This is a genomic window from Pulveribacter sp., assembly GCF_032079985.1.
Lineage (GTDB): Bacteria > Pseudomonadota > Gammaproteobacteria > Burkholderiales > Burkholderiaceae_C > Melaminivora.
This window is the reverse complement of record NZ_DAMATK010000001.1, coordinates 721,379-736,517: the sequence shown is the minus strand read 5'-3', so window position 1 is coordinate 736,517 and position 15,139 is coordinate 721,379. Positions and strand designations below refer to the sequence as shown.

At 61.9% G+C, this 15,139-nt stretch carries 14 protein-coding genes and 1 riboswitch; of the genes, 6 read left to right on the top strand and 8 right to left on the bottom strand.

Translation table 11 applies throughout. The annotated features are described in order from the left end of the window. Positions 1-17: 17 nt before the first annotated feature. Positions 18-1,463, bottom strand: a complete 1,446-nt coding sequence (gene ahcY / locus RT282_RS03410; protein WP_313311773.1) for an adenosylhomocysteinase — start codon at positions 1,461-1,463, stop codon at positions 18-20. A 77-nt stretch (positions 1,464-1,540) separates the two neighbouring features. Next, a riboswitch (S-adenosyl-L-homocysteine riboswitch) is annotated at positions 1,541-1,624 on the bottom strand. 150 nt (positions 1,625-1,774) lie between these two features. Between ahcY and RT282_RS03405 the strand changes: the two genes are divergently transcribed. The 6 genes from RT282_RS03405 (at position 1,775) to RT282_RS03380 (ending at position 8,423) form a co-directional block, all read left to right on the top strand. Beyond that, the gene (locus RT282_RS03405) at positions 1,775-2,008 is read left to right on the top strand and encodes a hypothetical protein (RefSeq protein ID WP_312305937.1); all 234 of its coding nucleotides are present in this window, start codon (positions 1,775-1,777) and stop codon (positions 2,006-2,008) included. Between the two features lie 115 nt (positions 2,009-2,123). After that, entirely contained in the window at positions 2,124-3,758 is a 1,635-nt protein-coding gene (locus RT282_RS03400; protein WP_313311772.1) for a peptide chain release factor 3, read from the top strand. Positions 3,759-3,802: 44 nt separating this feature from the next. After that, positions 3,803-6,250, top strand: a complete 2,448-nt coding sequence (locus RT282_RS03395) for a hypothetical protein (RefSeq protein WP_313311771.1) — start codon at positions 3,803-3,805, stop codon at positions 6,248-6,250. A 16-nt stretch (positions 6,251-6,266) separates the two neighbouring features. Then, entirely contained in the window at positions 6,267-6,614 is a 348-nt protein-coding gene (locus RT282_RS03390) for an EamA family transporter (protein ID WP_312305944.1), read from the top strand. An 11-nt stretch (positions 6,615-6,625) separates the two neighbouring features. Next, positions 6,626-7,594, top strand: a complete 969-nt coding sequence (locus RT282_RS03385; RefSeq protein WP_313311770.1) for a glycosyltransferase family 2 protein — start codon at positions 6,626-6,628, stop codon at positions 7,592-7,594. 34 nt (positions 7,595-7,628) lie between these two features. Further along, complete coding sequence (locus RT282_RS03380) at positions 7,629-8,423, top strand: HAD-IIB family hydrolase (protein WP_313311769.1); 795 nt, start codon at positions 7,629-7,631, stop codon at positions 8,421-8,423. 49 nt (positions 8,424-8,472) lie between these two features. Here the strand turns inward: RT282_RS03380 and RT282_RS03375 are convergent, their stop codons facing one another. From RT282_RS03375 to RT282_RS03345, 7 genes are all read right to left on the bottom strand, one after another. Beyond that, positions 8,473-9,435 carry a tripartite tricarboxylate transporter substrate binding protein gene (locus RT282_RS03375; protein ID WP_313311768.1) on the bottom strand — a complete coding sequence of 321 codons (963 nt, stop codon included), beginning with the start codon at positions 9,433-9,435 and terminating at the stop codon, positions 8,473-8,475. Positions 9,436-9,713: 278 nt separating this feature from the next. Next, positions 9,714-10,451, bottom strand: coding sequence for an amino acid ABC transporter ATP-binding protein (locus RT282_RS03370; RefSeq protein WP_312305952.1), 738 nt, complete (start codon positions 10,449-10,451; stop codon positions 9,714-9,716). A 30-nt stretch (positions 10,452-10,481) separates the two neighbouring features. Next, entirely contained in the window at positions 10,482-11,153 is a 672-nt protein-coding gene (locus tag RT282_RS03365) for an amino acid ABC transporter permease (protein ID WP_312305972.1), read from the bottom strand. Between the two features lie 5 nt (positions 11,154-11,158). Beyond that, the gene (locus RT282_RS03360) at positions 11,159-11,911 is read right to left on the bottom strand and encodes an amino acid ABC transporter permease (protein WP_312305954.1); all 753 of its coding nucleotides are present in this window, start codon (positions 11,909-11,911) and stop codon (positions 11,159-11,161) included. A 117-nt stretch (positions 11,912-12,028) separates the two neighbouring features. Then, the gene (locus tag RT282_RS03355; protein WP_313311767.1) at positions 12,029-12,928 is read right to left on the bottom strand and encodes an amino acid ABC transporter substrate-binding protein; all 900 of its coding nucleotides are present in this window, start codon (positions 12,926-12,928) and stop codon (positions 12,029-12,031) included. A 102-nt stretch (positions 12,929-13,030) separates the two neighbouring features. After that, entirely contained in the window at positions 13,031-13,921 is an 891-nt protein-coding gene (locus RT282_RS03350) for an amino acid ABC transporter substrate-binding protein (RefSeq protein ID WP_313311766.1), read from the bottom strand. Positions 13,922-14,014: 93 nt separating this feature from the next. Next, positions 14,015-14,953, bottom strand: coding sequence for a LysR substrate-binding domain-containing protein (locus RT282_RS03345; RefSeq protein WP_313311765.1), 939 nt, complete (start codon positions 14,951-14,953; stop codon positions 14,015-14,017). Between the last annotated feature and the right edge of the window lie 186 nt (positions 14,954-15,139).

Sequence of the window (15,139 nt, the reverse complement as noted above, 5' to 3'; positions counted from 1 at the left end):
GCTATGATTTTTGACGCTTAGTAGCGGTACGTCTCGGGCTTGTAGGGCCCGTTCTTGTCCACTCCGATGTAGGCGGCCTGGGCGTCGGTCAGCTCGGTGAGCATGGCGCCCAGCTTGGACAGCTGCAGCCGCGCGACCTTCTCGTCCAGCAGCTTGGGCAGCACGTAAACCTTGCCGGCCTCGTAGGCGTCGGGGCGGGTGAACAGCTCGATCTGCGCCAGCGTCTGGTTGGCGAACGAGCTGCTCATGACGTAGCTGGGGTGGCCGGTGGCGCAGCCCAGATTCACCAGGCGGCCCTTGGCCAGCAGGATGATGCGGCGGCCAGAGGGGAAGATGATGTGGTCCACCTGCGGCTTGATCTCTTCCCACTGGTACTGCTCCAGCGAGGCGACGTCGATCTCGTTGTCGAAGTGGCCGATGTTGCAGACGATGGCCTGGTCCTTCATGGCGGCCATGTGCTCGTGGCGGATCACGTCCTTGTTGCCGGTGGTGGTCACGAAGATGTCGGCCTTATCGGCCGCATATTCCATGGTCACCACGCGGTAGCCTTCCATGGCGGCCTGCAGGGCGTTGATGGGGTCGATCTCGGTCACCCAGACCTGGGCGCTCAGGGCGCGCAGCGCCTGGGCCGAACCCTTGCCCACGTCGCCATAGCCGGCCACCACGGCCACCTTGCCGGCGATCATCACGTCGGTGGCGCGCTTGATGCCGTCCACCAGCGACTCGCGGCAGCCGTACAGGTTGTCGAACTTGGACTTGGTGACCGAGTCGTTCACGTTGACGGCGCGGAACAGCAGCGTGCCCTTGGCCGACATCTCGTTCAGGCGGTGCACGCCGGTGGTGGTTTCCTCGGTCACACCGATGATCTGGGCGCTCTTGCGGCTGTACCAGGTGGGGTCTTCGGCCAGCTTCTTGCGGATGGAGGCGAACAGGATGCGCTCCTCCTCGCTGGCGCCGTTGCCGGCGACGAGGGAGGCATCCTTCTCGGCGCGCTGGCCCAGGTGCATCAGCAGCGTGGCGTCGCCGCCGTCGTCCAGGATCATGTTCGGGCCTTCGCCCTCGGTGCCTTTGGCGCCGAAGTCGAAGATGCGGTGCGTGTAGTCCCAGTAGTCCTCCAGCGATTCGCCCTTGATGGCGAACACCGGCGTGCCGCTGGCGGCAATCGCCGCGGCCGCGTGGTCCTGCGTGGAGAAGATGTTGCACGAGGCCCAGCGCACCGTGGCACCCAGCGCCTGCAGCGTCTCGATCAGCACGGCGGTCTGGATGGTCATGTGCAGCGAGCCGGTGATGCGCGCGCCCTTCAAGGGCTGGGCGGCGGCGTACTCGTCGCGGATGGCCATCAGGCCGGGCATCTCGGTCTCGGCGATGCGGATTTCCTTGCGGCCCCAGTCGGCCAGCGACAGGTCGGCAATGGCGCAATCGGCCTGCGCGGCGGAACGGGAAGTGTCGAGAACAGCGCTCATGGGTTTTCCTTCGTGAAAGAAGCAGGATGAAAACCACGCGCCTGGGGCGAAAGATACGGCTCACCGCACAGACAAAGCGTGGGCGAGCGTCGTTGCGGTCAGTCGATGTTTCCGAGCCTCACGCCCCGCCGGTTGGGGGCGCTGCAACGCTCCTCGGAAAGCGGCGATTTTAATACAGCCGTCTCCCCCTTCAGCCTGCCGGCGCATGAGCCGGGCGACGACCTGCGCGACATGCACCTTCCTACAGCGGCTGCCTGCTGGCCAGCCATGTAATCAGCACCATGATCAACCCCATGAGAGAGAGCACCCCCATGAAGAACATTCTTGCCATCGGTCTCGTGTCCATTGGCCTCGTCGGCCTGGTGGGCTGCGACGTGAAGAAGACCCAGGAAGGCAACGTCACGCTGCCCAAATACGAAGTGGAAAAAACCCAGTCGGGCGACGTCACGCTGCCCAAGTACGACGTGAAGACGCCCGACGTCAACGTGACCACCGAAAAGAAGGTCATTGAAGTGCCAAAGGTCGAGGTCACGCCAGCCAAGTGATCGGCAGGGGCAGGACCGCCGCGCCGGCCGGTCGCTGCCCCCTGCGCGTGGCACGGGATAATCGCGGGTTTCCCATCCCTTTTGCGCCGCGCGAGCCCGTGCGGCCTCTGCCCGAATGCCCGCACCGTTCCTCGCCGAAACCCGGCGGCGCCGCACTTTTGCCATCATTTCCCACCCGGACGCGGGCAAGACCACGCTGACGGAAAAGCTGCTGCTGTTTTCCGGCGCCATCCAGATCGCTGGTGCCGTGAAAGGCCGCAAAGCCAGCCGCCATGCCACGTCCGACTGGATGGAGATTGAGAAGCAGCGCGGCATCTCGGTGGCCTCGTCGGTCATGCAGATGAGCTACCGCAAGCACGTCATCAACCTGCTGGACACGCCGGGCCACAAGGACTTCTCGGAAGACACGTACCGCGTGCTGACGGCCGTGGACTCGGCGCTGATGGTGATCGACGCCGCTAACGGCGTGGAAACCCAAACGCGCCGGCTGATCGAGGTCTGCCGCCAGCGCGACACGCCCATCATCACCTTCGTCAACAAGATGGACCGCGAGGTGCGCGACCCGCTGGACATCCTGGACGAGGTCGAACGCGAGCTGGGCATGCCCTGCTGCCCCATGACCTGGCCGGTGGGCCAGGGCCGGCAGTTCGGCGGCATCATCGACCTGCGCACGCGCACCATGACGGTGTTCCAGCCCGGCAGCGAGAAGCGCCCGGAGGACTTTGAGGTCATCTCTTTGAGCGAGGCCGACAAGCTGCGCGCGCGCTTCGGCCAGACCTTCGACGACGCGCTGGAGAGCATGGAACTGGCCGTGGGCGCATCCGCCGCGTGGAGCCACGAGGAATTCCTGGCGGCCAAGCTCACGCCGGTGTTCTTCGGCTCGGGCGTGAACAACTTTGGCGTGAAAGAAGTGCTGGACGCGGTGGTGGACATGTCGCCCCCGCCCGGCCCGCGCACCAGCACGCTGGTCGTGAACAAACAGCCCGTCGAAAAGACCGTGCACCCCGAGGACGAGGGTTTTGCCGGCGTGGTCTTCAAAGTGCAGGCCAACATGGACGCCAACCACCGCGACCGCATCGCCTTCGTGCGGGTGGCCTCGGGCAAGTACACGCCCGGCATGAAGATGCGCGTGCAGCGCACGGGCAAGGAGCTGCGCCCCACCAGCGTCGTCACCTTCATGAGCCAGCGCCGCGAGGCGGTGGAAGAGGCTTATGCGGGCGACATCATCGGCTTTACCACCCACGGCGGCGTGCAGCTGGGCGACACCATCACCGACGGCGCGCAGCTGCAGTTCACCGGCCTACCCTTCTTCGCCCCCGAGATGTTCATGACCGTGGTACTGAAGAACCCGCTGCGCACCAAACAGCTGCAGCAGGGGCTGATGCAGCTGGGAGAAGAAGGCGCCATCCAGGTCTTCAAACCCGAGGCCGGCGGCAACATGCTGCTGGGGGCGGTAGGGCAGTTGCAGTTTGAGGTGGTGCAGCATCGGTTGAATACCGAGTACGACTGCGATATCCGGCTGGAAGGCTGCCAGTACACGGGCGCCCGCTGGATCACGGCGGATGCGCAGCAAGAACTGCGTGAGTTTGAAAACGCCTATCCGCTGCGGATGGCGCGGGATGCGGCGGATACGCTGGCTTATCTGTGCACTTCGCCCTATGACGTGCGGCTGGCGCAGGAGCGGTTTCCGAAGATTCATTTTCATCCGCTGCGGGAGCATGCGGGGTTGGCGTTGCAGGCGGCGGCTTAGGCCGCGTATTGTCCGACCACGACCGGCATCCAAAATATTAGAACATGCTGCGTATCTTTTTAATATTTTTCCTGTCCATCGGATTCAACGGCATCAATTGGGCAAAAGACGCGCCTCACGTTTACGCCTTCATTGAAAATATAAATTACGAAACGGGATCAAATCATCTACATATCAATGGCCGATTTACAGCAGGAGACGACAACAAAGCCGGAACCACATTCCAGATACAAGCCAAGGACAAGCGTGGAGAAATCGTAAATAAAAATATAAATAGCGAACGCTTCAGCATAGAGGTCAAATTTGAAGATCCACTGCCAGGTGGACTTCTCAAAATCAAAGCAAGCGCCGTCTCTCCCGCAGGAGAAAGATTTGACCTCCACCTTGCCGACGGAACCCAGCCCCTCGCCCATATACCAAAGATATACACACGACACTGGGCATTGCTGGGAATTATTCTGACCGCAATCGCACTCACCTATTCAAGGCGAATTCAGCAATCTGGCCTACACCTCGCCAATTGGACACAACAGCATGTCAAAGGCATAGCTGCCGGAATACTAATTTTCAGCCTCTCGCTAGTTCTCATCGGTATTACGGGGAGTTCTTTTCGCATCGCTTTAGAAGGGCCTGTGGCAAAAGCCATCTCCACCGCAAGCGGTAGCGACGCACGAATTTTTAAGCTGCAATCCTCTCGAGGGGATGAGTGGGGAATTTTAACGCCCAATATCCTTGCCCAAGTCAACCACACCCCTCCATTTCCAATCATCAATACCAATCTAGGTATCGATGGGCAGAATATGGGCATACTTGGCATGACTGGTGCACCCGTTGCACAGTGGGCCGCGATTGCTCGCCCAGCAACATGGGGCTACTTCTTTCTTCCACTTCGTCAAGCCCAATCATGGCAATGGCAGCTCCCCTTCTGGGGATGTTTGTTGGCCCTATGGTGGCTATTAAATCTCTTCAAACCTCAATCTGCCGGTCGCAATCTTGCACTAGCCACTCTTTTCTGCATTGCACCTTATGCCGCAGCCTGGTCAAATTGGCCACTCTACTTTACCCTTTTCCCAGTTCTGGCATTTTCCAGCTTTATTAAGCTTCTCGAATCCAAGAGGATTACACATGCCCTCCTTTGGGGAGCCGGAATAGGATACTCCATTGCAGCCTGGGTATTGACGCTCTATCCCCCATGGATGGTTACCATCGGAACCTTGTGCGCCCTCCTTTGCATCGGCCTATTATTAGACCGGCGTTCATCACCAGAAATTCAATTCAAGCTGGCGGCAAGCGGTTTAACCTTAGGATTGGTTATTGCGACTGTAATTCTGGGGAGTTGGTGGCTCGACACCAGAGATGCTATTGAGCTGACACAGAAGACGGTTTATCCCGGTCAGCGCACCACGCTCACTGGAGGCACCGGCAGTATTCTCTGGACTTTCCGCGGCTTCACCAACGCCGAAGCTATAACCTTCGGGGGAGATACACCATGGACAAACCAACCGGAGATCAGCTCATACATTTGGCTTCCATTGGCCATGTTATGGTTATGCGCCTATGGATTGGCACGAGAAAAGAGAAATCGCTGCCTGCTATTAGGCTGCACCATTTTTATCGTATATTATTTTGTTTTTACCTTCATAGGAGTTCCCGAGTGGATGGCAAGGCTCACCCTATGGGGGCGGGCGCCAACAAATCGAACTGACGTCTCTCTTGGGTTGGCATTTATCATTTTACTTTGCCTAACCAGGCGAGAGTGGTTTATTCCCCTGACGCAGGAAAGATCCATCTGGCCGCGTAAAGCAGCGGCAGCCATCATCGCCATTGGAAGCTCTTGTTTGGCTTATGCAGTACTAGCCGAAATGCCCGTTTTCATTTTTCCGAAAAATAGCATTGTTTATATTTCTGTTTTCTTGGTTTTCAGCATTTTCTGCGCCTGGTGGCTAACACATGGGAAAACATCCGGCCCGATAGCTTTACTTCTTATACTCTCACTCGTGGCCACGTTTGGATTCAACCCAATAGCAAAAGCACCGAAGAAGGTAGAGATGACTCCCGAGGTTAAAATGTTAGCCTCAGATGAGAACGGAAATTTACACAGAATTCTTTTTGTGAGCGGCGAAGGAATGGGTCCGCACTTATTCGCAGCAGTTGGATTGCCCACTATAAATGGAGTACTTGCATATCCACAGCTTACCTTGTGGAAGAGGCTCCAACTTCCAGAGAAGGATTGGCCGATCGTCAATAGGTATCAACATCTTGCATTCACAACCGGAAAACCCGCCAATTACGAAAGCTACTCGGTAAGCTCTCCGTGGATGGAATGGGTGGTGGTTACAATAGATCCAGAGAAATTTGATTTTAACCTCACAGGGGCGCAAAGGATTACAGCATTCGACGAACAAGCGGAGAACTTGAGAAAGAGCCCATTATTAAAAGAAATTGGAAAACACAAAGGCTTGGTCTGGTTTTCCGTAACGCCTCCAAGATGAAATATACAGATTGACCATGAATTTTTCCCTCACTCTGTACACTTTGCTTTGTGTAATTGGAATTTCTATTGGCCAGCTTTTTTTCAAGAAGGCTGCCACTGCCCTACCTCCTGAATTTTCTGTGCCTTTATTGATCCAGAACGGCTGGCTCATTGCAGCTCTTATTCTCTACGGCATAACTACACTCGGCTGGGTATGGATTCTTCGCCAGGCACCTCTACATTTGGCCTATCCATTTATGGGCCTAGCTTTTCTGATCGTTCCTGTTCTGGCCTGGTACTTCTTGAGCGAACCACTGCATTGGCGCACCCTCGCTGGCGGAGCCCTGATCATGGCCGGCGTTGCGCTGGCCTCTACAAGCTGAGGAGTTGATTTGTGCGCATCGCCGTCGCCATCCCCTGCTACAAAGTGACCCAGCATGTGCTGGGCGTGATCGGTGCCATCGGCCCCGAGGTACACGCCATCTACGCCGTCGACGACGCCTGCCCCGCTGGCAGTGGCCGCTTCGTCGAAGAGCACAACCGTGACCCTCGAGTGCGCGTTCTCTACAACCCGGAAAACCGCGGTGTGGGCGGCGCCATCGTCACGGCCTACAAGGCGGCCATGGCTGACGGCATGGACATCGTGGTCAAAGTCGATGGTGACGGCCAGATGGACCCAGCGCTGTTGCCTTTGTTTGTGCGCCCGCTGCTGCGCGGGCAGGCCGACTACACCAAGGGCAACCGCTTCTATCGTCCCGAATCGGTGCAGGGCATGCCCCCGGTGCGGCTCTTCGGCAACGCCGTGCTGTCATTTCTGACCAAGCTCAGCTGCGGCTACTGGAACGTGATGGACCCGACCAACGGCTACACGGCCGTGCGCACTTGCGTGCTGGCCGAGCTGCCGCTGGACAAGCTCGAGCGCCGCTATTTCTTCGAGACCGACATGCTGTTTCGCCTGAATACGGTGCGGGCCGTGGTGCGTGATGTACCCATGGACGCGGTCTACGCGGATGAAGAATCCAACTTGAAGGTCAGCCGCGTGCTGCCCGAATTTCTGCGCAAGCACCTGTCGCGGCTCGGAAGGCGCTATGTGTACAACTACCTCGTGCGCGACTTCAACGTGGGCACGCTGTACAGCCTTTTTGCGGTTGTGCTGCTGCTGGTGGGCGCGGCCTTTGGCGGCTGGCACTGGTTCGTCAGCAGCAGCACCAACCACCCCGCCACCAGCGGCACCGTGATGCTCGCGGCCTTGCCGGTGCTCATCGGCATCCAGTGCCTGATCGCGTTCTTGCACTACGACGTGAGCAACGTCCCCACCGAGCCGGTCAGCCTGACGCTGGCTGACCTGCCCCTTCGTCCTTGAATTGCGGCTGCTGACGCGGCGCCCTCCTTCTCGCATGCTTTCCCTGACCCAGTGGCCTCCAGAGGCCCGCAGCCCCATTGCCGGCGTCTTCACCGACATCGACGACACCCTCACCACCGACGGCGCCATCACGCCCGACGCCCTGCAGGCCCTGGCCGATCTGAAGGCTGCCGGCCTGTCGGTCGTGGCCATCACCGGCCGGCCCGTGGGCTGGAGCGAGCCCTTCGCGCTCGCCTGGCCGGTGGACGCCATCGTGGCCGAAAACGGCGCCGTGGCGCTCAAGCGCAATGCTTCGGGTAGCCTGGACAAGCTGTACCAGCAGGACGCCTCCACGCGCGCCACCAACTTCGCGCGCATGCAGCAGGTGCTGGCGCACATCGAGGCGACCATCCCCGGCGCGCGCCGCGCCACCGACTCCGCCGGACGCGAGACCGACATCGCCATCGACCACAGCGAGTTCACGCAGCTGTCGGATGCGCAGATCGACAAGGTGGTGCTAGCCATGCGCCACGAGGGCATGCACGCCACCGTGAGCAGCATCCACGTCAACGGCTGGTATGGCGAGCACAACAAGCTGGAAGGCGCGCGCTGGATCGTGCGCCAGCTCTGGGGCCGCGAGCTGGACACCGAAATGGACCGCTGGGTCTACGTGGGCGACTCGACCAACGACGCGCTGATGTTCCACGCCTTCGACAGCAGCGTGGGTGTGGCCAACGTGGCGCGCTTCGTGCCGCACCTGACGCACCTGCCGCGCTATGTGACGCAGGGCGAGCGCGGTGCAGGGTTTGCCGAAGTGGCGCGCGCCGTTTTAAGCCAAAAAGGCCGCTAGCGCTTTCTGTACAAGCGCGAGCAGCTATACAACTAATAGCAAACCACCGTCACGAGCCGCGCGCCAGGCCCAGCTTGTCGATCAGCGCCTTCTCGCGCGCGAAGGTCTCGCGGGCAAAACGTTCGTACTGGGCCGGGCCCATGTAGATGGGCAGCATGTCGTAGCGCGCCAGGGCGCTGCGGTAGCTCTCGTGGTCCATGGCCTCCTTGAAGGCCGCGTGCAGGCGCTGCACCACCGCGTCGGGCGTGCCGCGCGGTGCGCCGATGCCGAACGGCGAGTTCTGCACCACGTCCAGGCCCAGTTCGCGCAGCGTGGGCGCGTCGGGGAACTTGGCCAGGCGCTGCTCGCCCCAGGTGTTGAGCACGCGCAGCTTGCCGGCCTCCACCTGCGGCGCAAAACCGGTGGAGTCGGCCGCGGCCATCACCTGGCCCGACAGGATGGACTGCATCAGGTCGGCGCTGCCCTTGTAGGGCACGTGCAGCAGCTCGATGCCCAGCTGCTGCGCCACCAGCTCCATGGTCAGGTGCGGACTGGTCAAGGTGCCGGTGGAGCCGTAGCTGAGCTTGCCCGGGTTGGCCTTGGCCCAGGCGACGAAGTGCGTCCAGGTCTTCAGGGGCGAGTCCGCCGGCACCACCACGCCGAAGGCGTAGCCGGTGACGTTGATGACGTAGCGGATGTCTTGCACCGGATCCCAGTTGATCTTGGTGGTGTAGGGCAGGCGGAACACGCCCAGCGGGATCTGGGCGACGGTATAGCCGTCGGGCGCGGCGCTTTGCAGCGCCTGCGCGGGCAGCGTACCGCCGGCGCCCGGCTTGTTCTCCACGACCACCGGCTGGCCCAGCACCCGGCCGGCCTGGTCGGCCAGCACGCGCATGGTGATGTCGGTCGGCCCGCCCGCAGGAAAGGCGACGAGCAGCCGGATGGGCTTGGACGGGAAAGCCTGGGAATTGGCGGTGAAGGCCGGGGCGGCCAGTGCGGCCGCGCCCCACTGCATGAGTTGACGACGCTGCATGGATGTTGGACCTTTCTCAAAACGAAGGACGGACGGATGCAGCGCGCATTGCAGCGCCTGACAGCCCCGCGGCGGCGCATGAAAACCCTGAGGCGCTGTCGCGCAGGCGAAACGACGGCTGCAGCTGCGGCCCGTTTTTCAAGCAAAAAGCGGCTCCAGCACGCATCCCATCTGCGCTGGCAGCTATTAAAAAATGAGCAAAAGAAAAGGCGCCCGAAGGCGCCTGTAGGCCTGACGTGCAGATGGCACCTTGGCCATCTGCGCAGTCAGCTCGTTCATCAATGCTGCAGGATCTTGTTCAGGAAATCCTTGGTACGCGGCTGGCGCGCCTCGGGATGACCGAAGAAGTCGTCCCGGGTGCAGTCCTCGAGGATCTTGCCCCCCACATCCATGAAGATCACACGGTTGCTGACCTTCTTGGCGAAGCCCATTTCGTGCGTCACGCACATCATGGTCATGCCCTCGTGGGCCAAGCCGATCATGACGTCCAGCACCTCGCCCACCATTTCCGGGTCCAGCGCTGAAGTCGGTTCGTCGAACAGCATGACGATGGGGTCCATCGACAGCGCCCGGGCAATCGCCACGCGCTGCTGCTGGCCGCCCGACAGCTGGCCGGGAAACTTGTCCTTGTGCGCCGTCAGGCCCACGCGCTCCAGCATTTTCAGGCCGCGTGCCTTGGCGTCCGTGGGATTGCGGCCCAGCACCTTGATCTGGGCGATCGTCAGATTCTCCGTCACCGACAGGTGCGGGAACAGCTCGAAGTGCTGAAACACCATGCCCACGCGCGAGCGCAGCTTGGGCAGGTTGGTCTTGGGGTCGTGGATGGCCGTGCCGTCCACGTAGATCTCGCCCTTCTGGATGGGCTCCAGCGCGTTGATGGTCTTGATCAGCGTGGACTTGCCCGAGCCCGACGGACCGCAGACCACCACCACCTCGCCCTTCTGGATGTTGGTGGAGCAGTCGCTCAGCACCTGGAAGGAGCCGTACCACTTGGAGACGTTTTTCAGTTCGATCATTGCGATGATTCCTCTGCCAGCCGTGCCGCGTCAGCGGATGATGGCGATCTTCTTGTGCAGGCGCTTGACCAGCCACGACAGCGCATAGCACAGCACGAAATAGACGACGGCGGCGGCCAGATAGGCCTCGATGGGACGGCCGTAGTTCTTGCCCGCGATCTCGAAGCCCTTGAGCATGTCGTAGGCGCCGATGGCGTAGACCAGCGAGGTGTCCTGGAACAGGATGATGGTCTGCGTCAGCAGCACCGGCAGCATGTTGCGGAAGGCCTGCGGCAGCACCACCAGCTTCATGTTCTGGCCATAGGTCATGCCCAGGGCCTGGCCGGCGAAGACCTGTCCGCGCGGAATGGACTGGATGCCCGCACGCATGATCTCGCTGAAGTACGCGGCCTCGAAGGCGACGAAGGTGATGATGGCCGAGACCTCGGCGCCGATGGGCCGGCCGATGATCATGGGTACCAGCAGAAAGAACCACAGGATCACCATCACCAGCGGGATGGAGCGCATGCCGTTCACGTAGATGGTGGCGGGCAGGTCCAGCCACTTCTTGCCCGAAAGGCGCATCAGGGCCAGCACGGTGCCCAGGGCCACGCCTCCCAGGGTGGCGATCACCGTCAGCGTCACGCTGAAGTACAAGCCCTTCAGCACGAAGTTGGAAACCAGGTCCCAGGTGAAGAACGACCAGTCGATGTTGAGATTCACCATGCTCAGTGCCCTCCCCCGCCGGCGGCGATCAGGCCGGGCACGCGTGAGCGCTTCTCGATGAAGGCCATGATGCGGTTGATGGCGAAGGCCGAGATGACGTACAGGGCCGTGACGGCCAGGTAGACCTCCACGCCACGCGAGGTCTCTTCCTGCGCCTGCATGGCGAACATGGTCAGCTCGGCGACCGAGACAGCAAAGGCCACGGACGAGTTCTTGAACACGTTCATGGTCTCGCTGGTCAGCGGCGGGATGATGATGCGAAACGCCATGGGCAGCAGCACGTAGCGATAGGTCTGGAACGTGGAAAAGCCCATGGCCATGCCGGCGTAGCGCTGGCCGCGCGGCAACGCCTGGATGCCCGAGCGCACCTGCTCGGCGATGCGCGCCGAGGTGAAGAAGCCCAGGGCGAAGACCACCAGCACGAAGCCTGGCAGCGACTTCATCGCCGGGAAGATCGCGGGCACCACGTGGTACCACACGAAGATGTGCACCAGCAGCGGAATGTTGCGGAACAGCTCGACCCAGGCATTGCCCAGGCGCACGACCCAGGGCCGGCCTTCCAGCGTGCGCAACGTGCCAACGACCGCGCCCACGACCAGGGCGATGAGCAGCGATAGCAGCGACACGGACACCGTCCAGCCCCAGGCCGACAGCATCCAGTCCAGGTAGGTCACGTCGCCGCCTTTGCCGAAGCAGCTCGTACCGACCTCCATGGTGATGGTGTCCTGGCAGAACACCTGCCATTCCCAATTCATAGGAACACCCTTTCAGTTCTCATTCAATTGCAGTTGCCGGCGCGCGCGGGCCGGCAACGAAAACGCCCCTTCTCCGCCGCACGGGCCGAAAAGGGGCGGTGCGCCTCAGGTCAGGCCTTACTTGATTTCGTAAGACTCCATGGGCTTGTCATTGGGGTTGGCCCAGGCTTCCTTGGTGGCCTCGGACAGCGGCAGGCCAACCTTCACGTTGTTGGGCGGAATGGGCTGCAGGAACCACTTGTCATACAGCTTGGCCAGCGAGCCGTCGGCAATCTGGCGCTTGATGGAGTCGTCCACGGCCTTCTTGAAGGCCGGGTCGTCCTTGCGCAGCATGCACGCGATGGGCTCGACGGAGAGCACTTCGCCCACGATCTTGAAGTCCTGCGGGTTCTTGGACTTGGAGATGTTGGCCGCCAGGATGGAGCCGTCCATGATGAAGGCGTCGGCGCGGCCCGTCTCCAGCATCAGGAAGCTGTCGGCGTGGTCCTTGCCCATGACCTCCTTGAAGTTCAGGCCTTCGGCGCGCTTGTTCTTGCGCAGCGTCTGCACGGACGTGGTGCCCGTGGTGGTGACGATGGTCTTGCCGTTCAGGTCCTTGATGCCGGTGATGCCCGACTTGGCATTCACGGCGATGCGCACTTCTTCCACGTAGGTGGTGACGGCGAAGGCCACTTCCTTCTGGCGTGCCAGGTTGTTGGTGGTGGAGCCGCATTCCAGGTCCACCGTGCCGTTGGACACCAGCGGGATGCGGTTTTGCGAGGTGACGGGCTGGTACTTGACCTCCAGCTTGGCCAGGCCCAGCTGCTTTTGGATGTCATCTGCGATGCGCTCGCTCATCTCGGTGTGGAAGCCCACGTATTTGCCGTTGCCCAGCGTGTAGCCCAGGCCGGAGGACTCGCGCACGCCCAGCGTGATGGCGCCCGAGGACTTGATCTTGGCCAGCGTGTCGCCTGCCTGCGCCAGTGCGCTGCCCGCGGCCAGCAGGGTAATGGCAGCCGCCAACAGTTGTTTTTTCATGGTTATCTCCTTGTAGGGGTGTGAAACGCGGAAAGCGAAAACCGAGGACGGAAGCGGATGACGCCCCGTCAACGAAGGGCCATATTGTGCGGGCAGCCGAGCTCAGAAGGGGACTTGATCCGTAGGGTATTTCCAGAAGTCCCGCAGCAAATAACTGACCGGCAGATTCAGGGCACGCTGGGTGGGCGCAATGGGCTGCAGGAACCACTTGTCGTAGATCGGCTGGATCTCGCGGCTCTGAATCAGGCGGCGCATCTCCTCGTCCACCACGGCCTTGAACTCGGCATCGTCCTTGGGCAGCATGATGGCCAATGGCTCGGTGGTCACGAAGCGGCCCACCACCTTCAACTTGCCCGGCTCGGGGCGGTTGGCCATCAGGCCGAAGAGCAGCACGTCGTCCATCACGAAGGCGTCGGCCTGGCCTTTTTCCACCATCACCACCGCCGCCTCATGGTCGGGCGCCTCCAGCATCTGGATGCGCATCAGCCGCTCACGGTTGGCCTGCTCGGCCGCCTTCAGGGGCGTGGTGCCCTTGGTGGACACCAGCTTCTTGCCCTCCAGGTCCTCGATGCGCGTGACAGAGCTGTTCGCCGGCACCAGCAGGCGCGCGCCCGTGATGAAGTGCGGGATGGTGAAGGCCACGTCCTTGCGCCGCTCCGCGTTGTTGGTCGTGGAGCCGCATTCCATGTCGGCCTGACCGCTCTTGATGATCTCGATGCGGTTGGCCGGCGTCACCTGCAGCAGCTTGACGGGCATGTCCTTCACGCCCGTCTTCTTGCGCACCGCCTCGGCGATCCGCAGGCACAGGTCCAGCGCATAGCCCATGGGCTTGCCCTGGTCCACGTAGGAAAACGGCACCGACGACTCGCGGTGCGCGATGACCAGTGGCGCTCCCGTGCGCACGCGTGCCAGCACGTCGCCCGCCTGCGCCAGCGGCACGCAGCACAGCAGCGCCAGCGCCGCCAGGGAGTGAAGAGGGGAAGAAAGTGGCATGGACTGCGCTCTCTCAACGGGTTGATGGAAGAAGCAGGAAAAAGAAAGGCAGAGATGGCGCGTCGGCCGCTCCTCAACAGAGGCACACCCGGGTCATGCCGCCGGTTGCTTCTGGGCAGTGAGATAGCTCCACAGCGCCTGCGCCAGGCTCTTGCTCGGCTCCTTGCGCGAGGGTTTCTCGCGGTAGGCACGCACGTCCATCACCATCTGCAGTTCCTGCTGCATGGCGGGCGGCGCGGCGTTGACCAGCTTGCGCGCACGCAGCTCCTTGCGCACCGCGCTGTAGGGTAGAAAGGCCACACCGTGCCCCTCCAGCGCCATGGCCTTCAGGCCCTCGGCCATGTCGGTCTCGTACACGCGGTCCAGATGAATGGGTATGGCCGCCTGCTTGAGGATCAGCTCCGTCACACGTCCCAGATAGGCGCCCGGCGCGTAACCCAGGTAGGGCAGCGGCTCGCCCGCCTGGCCTGGCAGCATGTACAGGGGCTGACCGTCGGCGCCGGCCTTGGCATAGGGGGCCAGCGGCTCCTGGCCCAGCGTCACCATCTCGTAGCGCTCGGAATCGAGCTGGAAAGGCTGCGACGGATGGTGGTAGGCGATCAGCACATCGCAGCCGCCCTCCACCAGCCGCATCACCGCGTCGTGCACGTTCAGCGCGATCAGGCGGCTCTTGAGCGGGCCGAAGTTCTCGCGCAGGCTGGACACCCAGGCCGGAAAGAAGGTGAAGGCCAGCGTGTGCGGCACGGCGAACTCGATCATGTCGCTGCTGGTGCTGGAGTGCGCGCGCATCACCGCGCGGGTGTTTTGCAGCGCCTGCAGCACCTCCAGCGCCTGGTCGTACAGGGTGAGGCCCGCGGGCGTGAGGCTGGTGGGGTAGGAGCTGCGGTCCACCAGATCGGTGCCGGCCCAGGCCTCCAGGGCCTGGATGCGGCGCGAAAACGCCGGCTGCGTCACGTGCCGCAGCTGCGCCGAGCGGCTGAAGCTGCGCGTCTCGGCCAGACTGACGAAGTCTTCGAGCCATTTGGTTTCCATGGCGCGCATTATCGGGCCGCCGCCCGCGTGCCCTTGCCCGCCCGTGCTGTCCGTTGGGGAACACCCTGCGCCAAGCCCTGCTGCATTTGATTGCAAAATAGGCCGAGCGCACCTATCAGCCGTGCGCACCGTCCAGGGCCCGCGGCACACGACGCCGGCGGGCTTGCCCAGCGACGCACCCAGCCC